Annotated in this window: 16 protein-coding genes and 2 other annotated features; of the genes, 3 read left to right on the plus strand and 13 right to left on the minus strand. The window is 30.1% G+C overall.

The window, feature by feature from the left end:
- Nucleotides 1–123 precede the first annotated feature (123 nt).
- Nucleotides 124–337 (minus strand) — a binding site (T-box leader).
- A gap of 170 nt (nucleotides 338–507) precedes the next feature.
- Nucleotides 508–1,503, plus strand: a complete 996-nt coding sequence (locus GOQ29_RS01470) for an ABC transporter substrate-binding protein (RefSeq protein ID WP_203370714.1) — start codon at nucleotides 508–510, stop codon at nucleotides 1,501–1,503.
- A 139-nt stretch (nucleotides 1,504–1,642) separates the two neighbouring features.
- Here the strand turns inward: GOQ29_RS01470 and trpS are convergent, their stop codons facing one another.
- From trpS to GOQ29_RS01505, 7 genes are all read right to left on the minus strand, one after another.
- Complete coding sequence (gene trpS, locus GOQ29_RS01475) at nucleotides 1,643–2,638, minus strand: tryptophan--tRNA ligase (protein ID WP_203370716.1); 996 nt, start codon at nucleotides 2,636–2,638, stop codon at nucleotides 1,643–1,645.
- A 59-nt stretch (nucleotides 2,639–2,697) separates the two neighbouring features.
- Nucleotides 2,698–2,903 (minus strand) — a binding site (T-box leader).
- Nucleotides 2,904–3,237: 334 nt separating this feature from the next.
- Nucleotides 3,238–4,254: a sulfite reductase subunit C gene (gene asrC / locus GOQ29_RS01480; protein WP_484477047.1), complete on the minus strand. Its 1,017-nt coding sequence runs from the start codon at nucleotides 4,252–4,254 to the stop codon at nucleotides 3,238–3,240.
- Nucleotides 4,208–5,005, minus strand: a complete 798-nt coding sequence (asrB, locus tag GOQ29_RS01485) for an anaerobic sulfite reductase subunit AsrB (RefSeq protein ID WP_203370720.1) — start codon at nucleotides 5,003–5,005, stop codon at nucleotides 4,208–4,210. The genes asrC and asrB overlap by 47 nt, the downstream gene beginning before the upstream one ends.
- Nucleotides 5,005–6,009, minus strand: a complete 1,005-nt coding sequence (gene asrA / locus GOQ29_RS01490) for an anaerobic sulfite reductase subunit AsrA (RefSeq protein ID WP_203370722.1) — start codon at nucleotides 6,007–6,009, stop codon at nucleotides 5,005–5,007. Before asrA ends, asrB begins: the two co-directional genes overlap by 1 nt.
- Nucleotides 5,978–6,793 (minus strand): formate/nitrite transporter family protein, encoded by an 816-nt coding sequence (locus GOQ29_RS01495; protein WP_203370724.1) that lies wholly within the window; start codon nucleotides 6,791–6,793, stop codon nucleotides 5,978–5,980. The genes asrA and GOQ29_RS01495 overlap by 32 nt, the downstream gene beginning before the upstream one ends.
- Nucleotides 6,794–7,135: 342 nt before the next feature.
- On the minus strand, nucleotides 7,136–7,837 hold the full coding sequence (locus tag GOQ29_RS01500) for a Crp/Fnr family transcriptional regulator (RefSeq protein ID WP_252187478.1): 702 nt from the start codon (nucleotides 7,835–7,837) through the stop codon (nucleotides 7,136–7,138).
- A gap of 492 nt (nucleotides 7,838–8,329) precedes the next feature.
- Nucleotides 8,330–9,166, minus strand: a complete 837-nt coding sequence (locus GOQ29_RS01505; protein ID WP_252187479.1) for a DegV family protein — start codon at nucleotides 9,164–9,166, stop codon at nucleotides 8,330–8,332.
- Nucleotides 9,167–9,420: 254 nt separating this feature from the next.
- Here GOQ29_RS01505 and GOQ29_RS01510 point away from each other — a divergent pair, with 254 nt between their 5' ends.
- Complete coding sequence (locus GOQ29_RS01510; RefSeq protein ID WP_203370728.1) at nucleotides 9,421–10,269, plus strand: DegV family protein; 849 nt, start codon at nucleotides 9,421–9,423, stop codon at nucleotides 10,267–10,269.
- Nucleotides 10,270–10,290: 21 nt separating this feature from the next.
- Here the strand turns inward: GOQ29_RS01510 and GOQ29_RS01515 are convergent, their stop codons facing one another.
- The 5 genes from GOQ29_RS01515 to GOQ29_RS01535 form a co-directional block, all read right to left on the minus strand.
- Nucleotides 10,291–11,244 (minus strand): L-threonine 3-dehydrogenase, encoded by a 954-nt coding sequence (locus tag GOQ29_RS01515; RefSeq protein WP_203370730.1) that lies wholly within the window; start codon nucleotides 11,242–11,244, stop codon nucleotides 10,291–10,293.
- A 152-nt stretch (nucleotides 11,245–11,396) separates the two neighbouring features.
- The gene (locus GOQ29_RS01520; RefSeq protein ID WP_203370732.1) at nucleotides 11,397–12,302 is read right to left on the minus strand and encodes a glycine betaine ABC transporter substrate-binding protein; all 906 of its coding nucleotides are present in this window, start codon (nucleotides 12,300–12,302) and stop codon (nucleotides 11,397–11,399) included.
- Between the two features lie 21 nt (nucleotides 12,303–12,323).
- Entirely contained in the window at nucleotides 12,324–13,154 is an 831-nt protein-coding gene (locus GOQ29_RS01525) for an ABC transporter permease (protein ID WP_203370734.1), read from the minus strand.
- A gap of 1 nt (nucleotide 13,155) precedes the next feature.
- On the minus strand, nucleotides 13,156–14,340 hold the full coding sequence (locus GOQ29_RS01530; protein WP_203370736.1) for a quaternary amine ABC transporter ATP-binding protein: 1,185 nt from the start codon (nucleotides 14,338–14,340) through the stop codon (nucleotides 13,156–13,158).
- Between the two features lie 199 nt (nucleotides 14,341–14,539).
- Nucleotides 14,540–15,187: a hypothetical protein gene (locus GOQ29_RS01535; RefSeq protein ID WP_203370738.1), complete on the minus strand. Its 648-nt coding sequence runs from the start codon at nucleotides 15,185–15,187 to the stop codon at nucleotides 14,540–14,542.
- Between the two features lie 176 nt (nucleotides 15,188–15,363).
- On the opposite strand from GOQ29_RS01535, the gene GOQ29_RS01540 reads away from it, so the two are divergent.
- Nucleotides 15,364–15,672: a hypothetical protein gene (locus tag GOQ29_RS01540; RefSeq protein WP_203370740.1), complete on the plus strand. Its 309-nt coding sequence runs from the start codon at nucleotides 15,364–15,366 to the stop codon at nucleotides 15,670–15,672.
- A gap of 12 nt (nucleotides 15,673–15,684) precedes the next feature.
- Here the strand turns inward: GOQ29_RS01540 and GOQ29_RS01545 are convergent, their stop codons facing one another.
- Complete coding sequence (locus GOQ29_RS01545; protein WP_203370742.1) at nucleotides 15,685–16,314, minus strand: DUF4397 domain-containing protein; 630 nt, start codon at nucleotides 16,312–16,314, stop codon at nucleotides 15,685–15,687.
- Nucleotides 16,315–16,409: the final 95 nt, after the last annotated feature.

The following is a 16,409-nucleotide window of genomic DNA, read 5'->3' on the forward strand; positions in this document are numbered from 1 at the left end:
TACAACCCCTCTTTTTTATTGTCTTCCAATATTTTCTGTAACTATTAACCCTCGTGTTTATCAGTAGTCTAAAACTTTTGTTAAATTAACTTTCCTAGACAATAAAAAACACCTTCGCCCTATAATAAGGACGAAGGTACCCGCGTTACCACCTTAATTTCAAGAAAATCTTGACTCTCAATTATATTAACGGATTTTATCCGTTCAGACCTACTATTAATTCAATCCGAAAGCTCAGAAGCTACATTCAGCAAAAGTTCACTTTTGGGTCCTTCCAGCCAAGGGACACCATTCTCTAAAAGTTCTCTTACTTACTCCTCTTCTTCATAGCCTATACCTATTTTATTATGTTTCATTATATATATATATTATCATTTTTGTCAATAGATTATCCTTTTATTTTTAAGAATTATAAACCTTCTAATTATTTTCAAACAATATATAATAATGTAACAATTCATACATTGAAAAATATAATGTACTATATATTATAGTGGAGGTGTGTACATGAAATCGAAATTAATTACAATTTTTTTAATAATTTTCATATTCATCTTACCTATATTTTCAGGTTGCAGTAGCAATAATTTAGAAACTATAAAACTAATGGAAGTAACTCACTCTATTTTTTATGCCCCTCAATATGTAGCATTAACGCAAGGGTTCTTTGAAGATGAAGGATTAGATGTTGATCTAATCGATGGTAAAGGTGCAGATAAGGTTATGACAGCACTACTTTCAGATGAAGCCGATATTGGATTTATGGGACCAGAAGCTTCAGTATATGTATACAACGAAGGTAGAGAAAATTTTGCAATTAATTTTGCTCAACTTACTCAAAAAGATGGTTCCTTCCTTGTTGGTAGAAATCCAGATGAAGCCTTTACCTTTGATAAATTGAAAGGAAAAACAATTATCGGTGGTAGAAAAGGCGGTATGCCAGAAATGACATTAGAATATGTTCTTAAATCTAATGGATTAACTATTGGTGAAGATGTTGAAGTTAGAACTGATGTACAGTTCGCTGCAATGGCAGGATCATTTTTAGGTGGTGAAGGAGATTATGTAGCTCTCTTTGAACCTGTAGCTACAGAATTAGAGATGGAAAAAAGAGGATCCATAGTTGCCTCAATTGGTGAAGAAGGCGGATATATTCCTTATACTTGTTATAGTGCTACTAAAGATTATATTGATAAAAATCCAGAGATAATTCAAAAATTTACTAATGCTATTTATAGTGGTATGGTTTGGGTTAATGAACATTCCTCAGAGGAAATAGCTGAGGCTATTGAACCTCAATTCCCTGATTCTGATAAAGAATCGCTTATAACCATAGTAGATAGATATAAAGATCAAGATACTTGGAAACCTGATTTGATTTTAACTGAAGAAGGATTAAACCATATGATGGAAATCATGGAGCTAGCTGGCGAACTTGATGAAAGAGCTCCTTATGATAAAATAGTCAATACAGAATTTGCCGAAAAAACAATGAAAAAATAACGCAGATACTGATATTCTCCCCTTATAACAAACATTTTAAAAGTATAACCATTTATTATAAGGGGAGTTTATTATTAAAAAAACATATAAAATTTTTAAATAAAAATTTTATCTAAGGAATAAAATCATTAAATAAATATTATCTAGGAATAAAACCTGTCTTTTTATAAACCTTTCTCAATGTCTTTCTAGCAACTTTCTCTGCTTTAGCTGCACCATCTTTATATACTTTTTCTAAGTACTTCTTATCATTCATATATTCTAGATATTTTTCTCTAATAGGTTTTAATTCTTCAACTATAATATCTGCTAAATCAATTTTAAATTCTTTATATCCTTTATCTCTATATTTTTCTTCAATATTTTCAATTTTTTCGCCAGTTATTTTAGAATATATAGTCAATAGATTTTTAACTCCTGGTTGTTCATCACAATATTTAACTCTATTCATAGAATCAGTGACACTTCTCTTTATTTTTCTTCTGATAGTATCCGGGGCATCCATTAATAAAATATATCCATTTTCATTATCTCCTGATTTTGACATTTTCACAGTAGGATCCTGTAGATCCATGATTCTAGCTCCGACCTTAGATATCATTGGTTCCGGTACTATAAAAGTATCACTATATTTATTATTAAATCTTTGAGATAAATCTCTAGCTAATTCTAAATGTTGTTTTTGATCATCCCCTACAGGAACTAAATCAGTTTGATATAAGAGAATATCTGCAGCCATTAAAACAGGATAAGTAAATAGACCTGAATTTAAATTTTTCTCGTTCTTTTGAATCTTATCTTTAAATTGAGTCATTCTATTAAGTTCACCTAAATATGTCATTGTACCAAGTACCCATGATAACTCTATATGTGATGATACATGAGATTGAATAAATATTGTGGATTTATTAGGATCAATACCTGCTGCCATATATAAAGCCATAACTTCTAACGTTCTTCTTCTTAAATTTTTAGGATCTTGTGGAACAGTTATAGAATGTAGATCTACAACACAATAATAACAATCATACTCATCTTGTAGCGCTACCCAATTTTTAACTGCTCCCAAATAATTCCCTAAAGTCAAATCTCCAGAAGGTTGTACTCCACTAAAAATAACTTTTTTATCTTCCATCTTCTTCATCCTCTCTTCTTTACTATATCTAAAATATAAAAACCCACCGTCTCTAAATTCATAGAGGCGATGGGTAAAATCACGGTACCACTCTAATTGACAATGTGTCATCTTAAATCCCATAACGGAGGATACCGTTAAGTCCTACTATTATTCAAACTTAATCTCCTAGGTCCATTCAGACAAGTCTTGACACCGATCTTCCACCATCATCGGTTCGCTATAGTCAGTATCTAATCCTACTAATCTTAGTCATAAATTTTTCATTATTTAATTTTATATTATATATTATTATAGTATTTTTGTAAATACATCATTCACTAACTTTATACTAATTTCTTTATTTCTTCTAATGCTTTATCATAGTCTAAATGATTTGTAACCTCATCAACATATTCTATATTATTGTCCTTATTAACAATTATAACTCTCCTTGTGGGAAAAACTATCCAGTATCTTCAATAGAAATTTTAGATAGAAACTATTTTATATCATAATAATATTTTCATAAATATGAATTTTAAAAAAGAACGAAGTACTCATCCCATAGAGAAAATGAATTCTTCGTTGCATTTATAAGTTATATTATAAATTAATTTTTAATAACGGATACCACCCCAATAAATATTACTAGCAACTTTAGCCATAGGAGAAAGCTCTACATCTTTTAGAGCCCATTTTTTATATTCTATAAAACCAGTACGGTCTACTATGTAACCGATATGCTCTTTTGGTAGACTTCGATCAATATACTCACCAATATAATCATAGGTATTTTTTATGATTTTAATAATACTATCTTCATCAATCCATAGAATAAAATCTTCTGCCAATCTTGGATTCTTTTTTCCTGTTCTTCCCATTATGGCTAAACGATAAAACTTTTCCTCATTCCTGGTCCATGCATTGGTTGGACAATTTAAAACACATTCTCCACAGCCAATACATTTATCATGTTCCCTAGTCACCTTGTAATTTTCCATGGTCAATGCACCTGTCGAGAGCTTAGTACATTTCTCCACACATCGGCCACAACTAACACAACGTTGCTTATCATATTGGGGCAAAGTCATCCCAATGATACCAAAGTCATGCATTCTAACCTTTATACAGTCATTTGGACACCCTGTCAACGCTACTTTCACATGGAAATCATTAGGGAAAATGGCCTGTTCAATCCTTTTAGCAAAGCCACTGGTTTCATACTGAGCTTTAGGACATACACGATTGCCAATGCATGCACAAATATTCCTTGTTCCAGCTGCTGTATAGCCAGTATTGGGATTGATTTGATTAATCTCAAGACCTTCTATTACTGGCTGTATGATAGCATTAACCTCATCTATTTTATCCATATCGATTCCAGTAATCTCAAATCCCTGTCTTGTCGTAAGATGGAGGTCACCATCACCATATTCATCAGCAATTTTTTGAAGGATTTCCAAATACTCTGCCTTTAATCGACCACCAGGTACTCTCACTCTCAAGGCTGTTTTATAGCGTTGCTTCGTTATTCGATAGGCATTTTTCGTTACTTTCTTCGTATTAATATCCATTGTAAGCTCCCTCCTAATCATATAAATGCTTTGCTTTACTAAAATTAAAGACTGGACCATCTAAACATATATAAGTATCATCCATACGGCAATGCCCACATTTACCGATACCACAGTGCATCTTTCTTTCATAGGATACCCATATATTTTCACAAGCAACACCACGCTTTAAGAAAGCTTCTACTGTAAACTTCATCATCATGGGAGGTCCCACAATGATAATCGCTACATTATCCATGTTCTTAATAATAATGTCATCAACATATTGAGTGACAAGCCCAACCTTTCCTCTGTAGTCCTCCTTTGCTCCATCTACTGTTAAAATAAGCTTCAAGTCTTCGTTCCAGATCTTTAATTCTTCTTTAAATAGTATATCATCTGGGGATTTAAAACCAACCAGCAGGTTAAAGCCTTCATAGTCTTTTGGTTGTTGATGGATAATATCGATGATTCCTTTAACTGGAGCTAAACCACTACCTCCCGCCACTATAATAACCTCTTTATTCTTATAATCATCCATATGAAATCCATTTCCGTAGGGTCCTCTAATAAAAAATATATCACCGACTTTAAATTTATGCAGTTCATCGGTTACTTTACCTACTCGACGAATGGTGAAATCAATAAACTCTTCACCTATTCCAGAAACAGAGATAGGGCATTCACCGTATTTAGGAATGGAGACCTCAAAAAATTGACCTGGCTTGACCTCTCCCTTATAAGCCATTCTGAAGGTATACTCTACATCTGTATGCTGAATAATTTCCATAATATTTGATTTTATAGGCATATATACATTAGTATCGATCATTACCTCTCCTCCTTTCCTAAATCATGTAATTTATTGACACAGGTAGAAAAGGATATATACTGGGGACACGCATCATCACATCTACCACAACCAACACACATGTGATAACCAAAACGCTTATTGTAGTCGTATACTTTATGTAAAACTTTATAACGCATGCGATCACCGTGTCTTTTTCTGAAACTATGACCTCCTGCCATATCTGTATAGCCATCAACCTGACAAGAAGCCCAAACCCTACGTCTTTCACCATTATTTTCATTATCTTTATAGAAAATATCTTGCATCCTAAAGCAAGTACAGGTAGAACAGACAAAATTACATTTACCACATGCAACACAACGTTCATCATATTCTCGCCAGAGAGGGGCTTCTGCTATGTCTTTTGCTATTTGATGGGGCTCCGGTATTAGCACCTTTATATCATTAGAGGTCACATAATTCATTTCAAAATCTTTTTCTTCTCCAAAAAAATAGGCGTTTAGCTCCTCATCTTTAATATCCAATAAAACTTGATCGCCAACTGGCTTTATCCCTAAGCTATAATCTTCTGTTTTATTAGTTCCCATACTAACACAAAAACAATTTCTATAACTCTTTTCACAGCCTATTAAAACAAACTTCACAGTATCTCTCACTTCTTGGTAGTAAGGATCCCTCTGACCATTTTCAAGATAGATTTGATCCATGCGTTTAACAGCATGAATATCACAGGCTCTTAGGAATACCAATAACTTTTTCTTTTCCGTTTCTGGCTCCTTGTATTGATCTTCAGTGAAATAAAAGAGTACTTGTGTAATTGGAAGTATGACTTCTTTAGGCGAAAAATGAGATTTTAGGTTGAATTCTATTTCATCAAGAGTATTAATCTCCTTATAGCGTATGGAATCTGTATCAGAAAAAGTCCCTTTATATGCCATGGCTACAGGTGCATAAATCCTGTATTCATCTCCTAATCTATGAAGACTTTTATTAAAATCCTCTTTGCTTATCTCTATTTTCATATTGTACCACCTTTCTTTGATTATCCTTACCCAACAGATAGTAACTTCCTCCTAATAGAATGGCCCCTCCAATAAAGTTACCTATTGTAACAGGTATTAAGTTGTTAAACATACCCATTACTGAAATGGATTCAGGATGGGGCATGAACAAACTGATGGAAAAAAGAGTCATGTTAGCAACACTATGTTCAAATCCCGTAGTAATAAAGGCAAATAAACACCACCAGATCATAATAAGTTTACCGGATTCACTTTTCATCTTAATGGAACATAGTACGGCTAAACAAACAAGAATATTGCACAAGATACCTTTAGCCAAAAGTGGTATAAATCCACCCGCCATTTTGGTACTAGCTACTTGAATAATAAAGTCACCTGTGTTACCCTTGGCTAACCCAGTCATGACAAAGAGACCTGCTACTACAGCTGAGCCTATGAAATTACCAATGTAACTATAAAACCAGACACAGCCAGCATCCTTCCAAGTCACCCGTTTCTCCAATGCACCTGCTGTCATAATGAGATTATTCCCTGTAAATAGTTCGGATCCAGCCATAATAACCAGACTTAAAGCAATACCGAAGGAACCTCCCATAATAATCTTCGTAGCCGCTGATCCAGCAATGGATAGTTGACTACCCACTGTCATGATAAGTAAAATACCCAATCCTACATAAAAACCTGCTAATGCCGATGCCACAATATAGCTACCCTTTGTCTCCTTTGACATTTTGGCCTTTGATATTGCTGCATTACCGAGCTTCATGAGTGTTTCTTTAAACATTGAACTCCCCCTTATTCTTTTTACAAAATAAACTTCTCCCTTTAAGCCACTATATTGACAAAAATTAAACAAACAACATCAATGTGGGCTATTTATTATTCTATATGAAAAACAAGAAGAAATATGTGACTTTCATCACACATTTCTTCTTTATATTAATCAACCATCTCTTATGGTATATAATAACCATATTTTAGATAACTTTTGTATAATATTCAATAACCCTAAGCGCATATACATTTTTTTAATTTCGGCATTCTTATGATTGCCATTATCTCATCTTCTTTAGAATGGTCTCCTATGTTAAGTTTAAAAAGTATTATTATTAAGAGCATTTATAATTTATGGGTTACGATAATACTGTAACAGTTTTTCCTCCCTTACAAGCAATTGCTTCCCTTGCCACTTAATAATTCCAGCTTCAATAAGTATGGTCATGGCCCTAGAAATGGTTTCTCTCGAACTTCCAAGCATATAGGATAAATGAGTTACTGTGATTTTTAAGTTGATTTGAATCCACTCATCCCTTTGTATGCCATAATCTCTGGATAATTTCCATAGCTTAGCTGCTAATTTCTTGTCCATTTTGATAGGAACAGTATTTTTTAATTGCCTATATAGCCTTCTCTGTTTTCTGCCTATGGAGTTCATAATATTTAATGTAAGAGTAAAGTCTTCTTTCATAATGTTTAAAAAGTCTTTTTTTCTAAATTTTAAAATAGTAGCATTCTCAAAAACTTCGCAGACTACAGAAACAGGTAAATCATCAAATACCACTTCATTAATTAATTCACCTACACCTAGAATAAAAAATATACGTTTCTGTCCCCATCCTGAATATCTAGACATGGCAACCTTACCTGATAAAATAGCATAAAATACATTGACTTGATCTTTTTCCAAAAATAAAATTTGGCCTTTTTTATAAACATGACTTTCACAAATGGACAAAATTTTTTGTTGAGTATCTTTTTCTAAATTTTTAAAAGCTTTGATACAACAAATCTGTTCTATGGATATGTTATCTTTCCTTTTACCTGACAAAATATTTCCTCCCATTTTAAAACAATACCATTTTTTATTCTTAAACCTTATTTAATCATGATAGTATTTACAATCTATCACATTCAAGATAATACCTCAATACATTACACTCATTAGATTTCTCCCATTTTTTTCAAGACATTAAAAAATAACCATTGTGGATAAAAATTATTTGAATTATTCATCTATCTACAGACTCTTTTTTTTGTATAAAAATAAGTAATTTAACCCTTTTTTTGATATAGAGTCTATAATATATAGTATTGGTGAAGAAAAATGAGACATATAAGCATCAACTCTGATAAAATATAATCGCTAAATTATATTTAGGAGTGATGTATATGTCTCAAGACAATTATATAATAAATAATTTTACATTACATATTGTTTCACTAATTTATACTAATTTTTTTATTTCCTCTAATGCTTTATCATAGTCTGGATGATTTGTAACCTCATCAACATATTCTATATTATTGTCCTTATTAACAATTAAAACGATATAATTATACCACCTTCATTAGCATATACAGTACTTATTCCTCCAGCATCTACTATTATAATATCTTTAAAATTATATTTTTTCATAATATCGTTTTTCAATTTTTCTGCTCTATCTTTACAATTCACATGGGAAATACCTAATATCTTCTCTTTAAATTTACCAATATTCCCTTCTTCACCGATAACATCTACTAATTTACTTAATGACTTTTTTGTACCTCTAGTTTTTTTTACTAATCTTATATTACCATCATCAGTAGCACCCATTATTGGTTTTATAGAGAGCACAGAAGCAATTCTCCCTTTTATCTTACTCATTCTTCCTGCTTTAATTAAATTATCTAATGACTCTAATACAAAAAAAGTTTTCATCTCTTTTATATAATTATTAGTTTTTTCCACAATATCATTTTCAGTTAATCCATTATCAATTAATTCATTTAATTTTATACATATTAATGTTTCTCCTACCGATGCACTAACTGAATCAAATACATGTATGAATTTTTCGTTAACTTCTTCCATCATCATATTTTTTGCCATTATTGCATTACTGTATGTACTACTTAAAGCCGAAGATATTGTAACAACAAAACTCTTTTCACTATTTTTATATTTATCTAAAAAACTCTTAGGAGATGGACTCGCTGTTTTAGGATAATCTTCACTATTTTTCATCACTTTTAATAATTCTTTTCTATCTAAACTTTCATCATCAATAAACTCTCTATCATCTACTCTAATAGAAAGAGGAACCATAGCTAAATTTAGTTTTTTCTTTATTTTTTCATTTAAATCACAACCACTATCTGAGATTATTTTCATTGCAATACTCCTTTTCATTTTGTAATATTAATTATATAATAACACATTATTAATTATTTTGTTATAATTATTATTAATTCAGACAGCTTCACTATAAATATATTAAAAATTATTACCATTTTAATAATAATTATTATATAGAAATAATATATCCATATTAATCTTCATATTGCTTTATATATTCAATTATATTTAGTAATATATATAATATATATGCACTTATATTTAATTCATAAAATGAAAGGGGCAAAATAATGAATAATATTCAACTTATAACCGATAGTACTTGTGACTTACCAAAAAGTATACTTACTTCAAATAATATTTCTGTAATCCCGCTATATGTCGTTTTTAATGAAGGATCCTTTAAAGATGGTATCGATATAACACCAAAAGAGTTGTATGATAAAGTAGATAAAACAGGTATTATGCCTAAAACATCGGCACCTACCCCTAGTGACTTTTATCATGCTTTTAAACCTCATGTAGAAAAAGGAAAAGACATTATCTACATAGGATTATCTTCAGACTTATCTTCTACAATACAAAATGCAAAAATAGCAGCTTCTGAATTTGAAAATACTAATATACATGTAATAGATTCTAAAAACCTATCCTCTGGTATTGGTCTTTTAATTTTAAAAGCTAGTGATTTAATTAATTTAGGAAAACCCTTAGATGAAATAGTAAAAGAAGTAAAATATGATGTTTCCAATGTAAAATCTTCTTTTATAATTGACACTCTTGATTATTTATACAAAGGTGGTAGATGCAGTGGTATACAAAATTTAGTTGGAAGTATTTTTAAAATAAAACCTATACTTAAACTAAATGATGGAAAAATTATTGTAGGTCAGAAACCAAGAGGTAAAAAACAAAAAGCTTTAGATATAGTATTGAATAATATTTATAAAAACAAAAATTCAATCAATTTAAATCGAATAATAATTGGAGACTCTTTTTCTCCAGAAGATTTAATATATCTAAAAGAAGAACTTGAAAAAAATGTTTCCTTTAAGGAAATTATAACTATGGAAGCAGGCTGTGTAATATCTAGCCACTGTGGAAGAAAAACTGTTGGTATTTTTTATATGGAAAAATAGAGGCTCAAGCCTCTATTTTTACTATTTATCATTTAATTTTTCTTTCAATTTTTTAAGCATATCTTTTGTCATTTCTTCTAAATTATACTTAGGAGTCCAATCCCATTCTTCTTTAGCTGCAGAGTCATCCAAGGAATTTGGCCATGAATTAGCTATTTTTTGTAAATTTGGATTTACATCATAATCCATCGTAAATTCAGGTATATGTTTTCTAATTTCATTATATATCCTTTCAGGATTAAAGCTCATTGAAGTTACATTGAAAGCATTTCTATGCTTTAACTTTGAACCATCAGCTTCTATTAAATCGATAATTGCATTAATTGCATCTGGCATATACATCATATCCATATAAGTATCTTTATCTAATGGACAGGTAAATTTGCCTTTTTGTAATGCATCATAATAAATATGTACTGCATAATCAGTTGTTCCTCCTCCTGGAAGAGTTTCATAAGATATCAAACCTGGAAAACGTACTCCTCTAGTATCTACTCCAAATTTCTCATAATAGTAATCACATAATAATTCTCCAGACACTTTAGTAACTCCATACATTGTATTAGGCCTTTGTATGGTATCTTGGGGAGTATTATCTCTAGGAGTATTTGGACCAAATGCCGCTATTGAACTTGGAGTAAATACTCCGCAACCGTTTTCTCTTGCTACCTCTAATACATTAAATAATCCATTCATATTAACTTGCCAAGCCAAACTTGGTTTTTCCTCTCCTACAGCAGATAATATAGCTGCTAAATTTACTATCCAATCGATATCATATTTTTTTACTACTTCTGACACTTGATTATAATTAGTTATATCTACAATTTCAAAAGGTCCAGATTCCACTACAACTGAATCTCTTTTGTGAATTCCACTAGCCACTACATTCTCATTTCCATAACGCCCTCTCAATTCCATAGTTAACTCAGATCCAATTTGACCTAAAGCTCCTGTAACAAGAAATTTTTTCATATCATTACCTCCATGTTAAATTTGAATTTAAATACTTATTATTTTATACCTAAAGAATATATCATCTTTTTATAAAAATCAAGTTATACTTATATTTAGATAAACTATATAATATAAATTAAAGACTGGGAAATCCCAGTCTTTAATTTATATTATTCACTTTCTGGTAACCAACTATTTACTAAATCTTCATTTTCATTCATCCATTTTTTAGCAACTTCTAATGGCTCTTCATCACTATCAGCTATATCTCCCATCAATTCACCTAATTGATCATCACTCATCTTAAAGTTTTCTAGAAATTCTGCAACTTCAGGCATATCTTCTTTAATTCCTTTTCTAGCTATTGTATGAAGATTCTCTGCTTCTCCATAAATTCCTTTAGGATCTTCTAAAAATTTCAAATCATATCTAGCAAATTTCCAATGTGGACTCCACCCTGTAACTACAACAGGTTCTTCATCATCAATAGAACTAGCTAATTCAGCTGTCATAACCGGTCCACTACTTTCCATTAAATCAAAATCTAAATCATATTCTTCTATAGCTTCTTCTGTAGCTTCCATTATTCCAGCACCAGAATCAATTCCAACTATTCTACCATCAAATAAATCTTTATTATCATTAAGTTCTTCTATGCTATCTACATCTACATATGAAGGTACAACTAAACCTATTCTTGCTCCTTCGTAATTATATCCTAAATCTTCTAATTGATCACCAAATTGATCCATATAGCTCTTATGAGTTACTGGTAACCATCCATCTAAAAATGCATCATAATCTCCTTCAGCAAGAGATGTGAATATTAATCCAGGTTCTGCTGTAGTACTAGTTACATCATAGCCCATTTTTTCTTCTAATATAGCTTCTGCTAAATTTGTCATTGCAATACCTTCTGCCCAATTAACAACTCCTAATTTTACTTCCCCTTTTTCTTCGACCTTTCCACCATCTTTATCATTAGAGTCTTCTGAATTCTCAGTATCTCCACATGCCGTTAATACCAAACTCATTGTCAACAATAAAACCAATAAAATTGTTCCCAATTTCTTCATCAAAAAAACCTCCTATATTTATTATTTATCCTTATTTATATCCCCAAGTCCTTGGGTAATTCTATCTAAAATCATAGCTAAAATTACAACAGCTAATCCACCTTCAAATCCCAAATCTATTTTATACTCTTGTATCCCTCTAAGTACTATCTTACCTAATCCTCCAGAACCTATCATTGCAGAAATTACAACCATAGATAAAGCTAACATAATGGTTTGATTAACTCCTGCTAAAATAGTAGGTAATGCAATAGGCAATTGAACTTTAAATAACATCTGTTTTGATGTAGATCCAAAAGATCTACCTGCTTCTACTACTTCTTTAGGTACTTGTCTTATAGCTAGATTAGTAAGTCTAACAACTGGTGGCATTGAAAATATTATAGTTGCAAATGCTCCAGGTACTTTTCCTAAACTAAAGAATAATACTGCTGGAATAAGATATACAAATGCAGGCATAGTCTGCATAAAATCTAATATTGGTCTCAATATTCTATCAAAACCATCACTTTTAGAAGCAATAATTCCTAAAGGAATTCCTATAATTAAAGTAATAAAAGATGCACTTAATACTAATGCTAGTGTGGATACTGTCTCTGCCCACAATCCCATAGAATCTATCAAAAGTAACCCTATAATAGTAAATATTGCAACTCCTTTACTAGATACCTTCCATGCTAATAATCCAAATAATAGTATTAAAATTATAACAGGTATAACATTCAGTAAGTATTCTATGCCATTAATTGATCCTTCTAATACATTTTTTATGAAATCAAATAAAAAATCAAAATTATCTTTTAACCATAATACAAAAATTTCAAAATATGATCCTATGTTCAAATCAAACATATTAAACCTCCTCTCCTATAATTCCTAATATAATAGATGCTCTTACTATAATTCCTAGAAGAGTATTTTGTTCATCTATTACTGCTATAGGATAATCAGAAGTCTTAGCAGTAGGCAACAAATCAATGATCTGTTGTTCAGGAGAAGTCTTAGGTACATCTTTTATTATTATATTTTCTAATGATTTTTCTCCTCTTTCTATTGCTTTACTAGCATCTTCAATTCTTACAATACCTTGCAACTTTCTATTTTTATCAGTTACATATATACTACTAAATTCATTTTCCTTCATTTTTCTAGCCGCTACTCTAGGACCATCTTTTGAAGATATCAAAGCATCAGGTTTTCTCATTATTGCTTCCGCAGTAACAACTCTAGATCTATCTACATCTTGAACAAATTCCTTAACATAATCATTAGCCGGATTAGTTAATATATCCTCAGCGCTACCGATTTGAACAACCTTACCATCCTTCATTACTGCAATTCTATCTCCTAATTTTAATGCCTCATCTAAGTCATGAGTTATAAATATAATTGTTTTTTTCATTTTTGATTGTAACTCTAAAAGCTCATCTTGCATTTCCTTTCTTATAAGAGGATCTAATGCACTAAAAGCTTCATCCATTAATAATATATCTGGATCATTAGCTAATGCTCTAGCTAACCCCACTCTTTGTTGCATACCTCCACTTAATTCATTAGGCATGCTATCTTCATAACCCTCTAATCCAACAAGCTTAATTGCTTCTTTAGCCTTCTCCGTTCTCTTTTGTGGTTCTACACCTTGAATTTCTAGTCCATATTCTACATTAGCAATTACTGTTCTATGGGGAAATAAGCCAAAATGTTGAAATACCATTGATATTTTTTTTCTTCTTATATCCTTTAACTTATCTTTATCAGCCTTTAAAATATCATCACCATCTATTATTATTTCTCCAGTTGTTGGTTCAACAAGTCTATTTAAACATCTTATTAATGTAGATTTACCACTACCTGATAGTCCCATTACTACAAAAAACTCACCCTGATCAACTTCAAAGCTAGCATTACTTATTCCTACTGTATTTCCCGTTTTATTCAATATTTCATCTTTAGATAAACCTTTTTCTAATAATAGAACTACCTTTTTTGGTTTATTACCAAAAATCTTATACAAGTTCTTAACTTCGATCAATGACATCTGGTTCCTCCTTCTTATTCTATTTTTTCGACCATTCTTCGACCATTCATTGTACGGTTCCTAATGTTAACAAAATAAATTACCCTTGTCAAATTTAAAAGTACTATATTTTAGATAACATTACTCTAATTATAACCAATAATGAAAGAGAAAAATCTTGATTTAATAAATCATTTTTATCTTTGAACACGTTGGTCTCCTATCTGATTAATTCTTTACTTTGAAGATATTTATCCTTTAATAATTCTTTACTTATATTATTGTTTTCACTCCTCATTTCTAAATCCTTTATTTCCTTATTTAATTTTTCATCTAAAACTTTTATAGCTTTCTTTCTATCCTTACTTTTTATAAATTCTGGAGCATTTAATGCTAAATATCTAATGGCTTCTTTTTTCTCATTACTTGTATATCCATTTAAAGATTTATATTTTTTAGATTTTATATCTATTTTTTTCTCATATATATTCTTCAGTATATCTTTGTGATAATATTTAATTAGTTTCACATATTCTTCAGTTAATGCAAAAATTGATATTCTTTCATTATATTTTTTATTTTTAAACTTACTTTCTAATTTTTTAGGAATTTTTTCTTTTTTATTTGTACGCTCAATGACATATTCTTTCCCTCTATACTCATAAATTTCAATCAATATCATTGGATTTATTTTTCTTTCAAAATCTTTGTTTATATTAAAATCTTTATTATTAAATATTATTCCTTTATAATCTTTGCACTCATATAATATTACTCCGCTTATTATAATAAACTTTTCTTGAATATTTCCCCACATTTCTTCTGCTAATTTATCACTTATTATCTCTAAATTAAATTTTTTTCTCATTCTCTTCCCTCCATCTAGTCCTACATATAAGATAGAACACATATTCGTTTATGTCAAGGATTCTATTTAAAATAGAAGAATTTTAAAAAATTCCCCGTTATTTTATTGAAATTTTATTTAATATAATATAAACTTTGTATTAAATAAATTATTAAACAATGGAGGGCGTTCTAAATATGGATACTCTAAACTTTTTTATTAAATATATAAAACTTGACGAAGAAAAAAGAATCTTGATATCAGTACAAAATCAATATGAGTCCTATTTACAGGAAAAAACAAATAAAAAAATGATATTAGACGGATTAAAATCTATTCTAAAAGAAGACTTTAAAAAATTAGAAATAGGTAAGAATATTTGTAGAATTACTGTAATAGAAGGTAAAGAAGAAGCAGCAAAAGAAAAAATCCACTCAGAATTAATAAATGGGTTAAATCAAGCAATGGAATTTATGAATCAAATGGGAAAAAAAGATGATCGTTAACGATCATCTTTTTTAATAAGAGGCTTTATCTAATGCTATTAAAGCCTGTAAAGGTTTAGCACCATTCATTGTTCCTACTCCATATATTGTATAATATCTTCCTGAATTAAGTACTACATTAGGAACAGTTAATATTATATTATCAGTTCCTGCAACTCTTAATTGTACTGTATATCTACCAGGTTCAATTGTTGATTTTTCACTTACTTCATTAAAAGCTATATTTTCAAATAGTTTTCTGCCATCTGGTAGTGTTACGTCTACCCTCGGTGCGTCTGGTATAAGATGAACAAATTTAATTTCAGCCATATTTGAAGGGATTCTAGCAGCAGTATCATTTACTATTAAAAAATCTATATCTTCTAACAACCCTTTAATTGCAATAGTAGTATCAGTATCCGGTATTACATCTATATCTCTACTTATGACTGGATTAGAAGTTGTTCCTGTAGGAAAAATATCTAATCTATATCTACCACTCATTAATGGAATATATTCTGTAAAATTTCTATAAGTTAAATTTCTTCCAATCAATGTATTATTTAAATATATATCCATCCCTGGTGCATCTGGGGAAGCATGTAATATTCTTGAATATGAAGTATTATTTCTAGAAAAATAATTATTTGTATAATAATACATGTATATCACCCTTTATATTTTTATTTTCTCAATTCATATTATTCAACTATATTTATTAAAGTTACAATGCATAATTATAAAAAATATTGAAATGT

Origin of the sequence: Anaeromonas gelatinilytica (assembly GCF_016820635.1) — a bacterium.
Lineage (GTDB): Bacteria > Bacillota > Clostridia > Tissierellales > SIT17 > Anaeromonas > Anaeromonas gelatinilytica.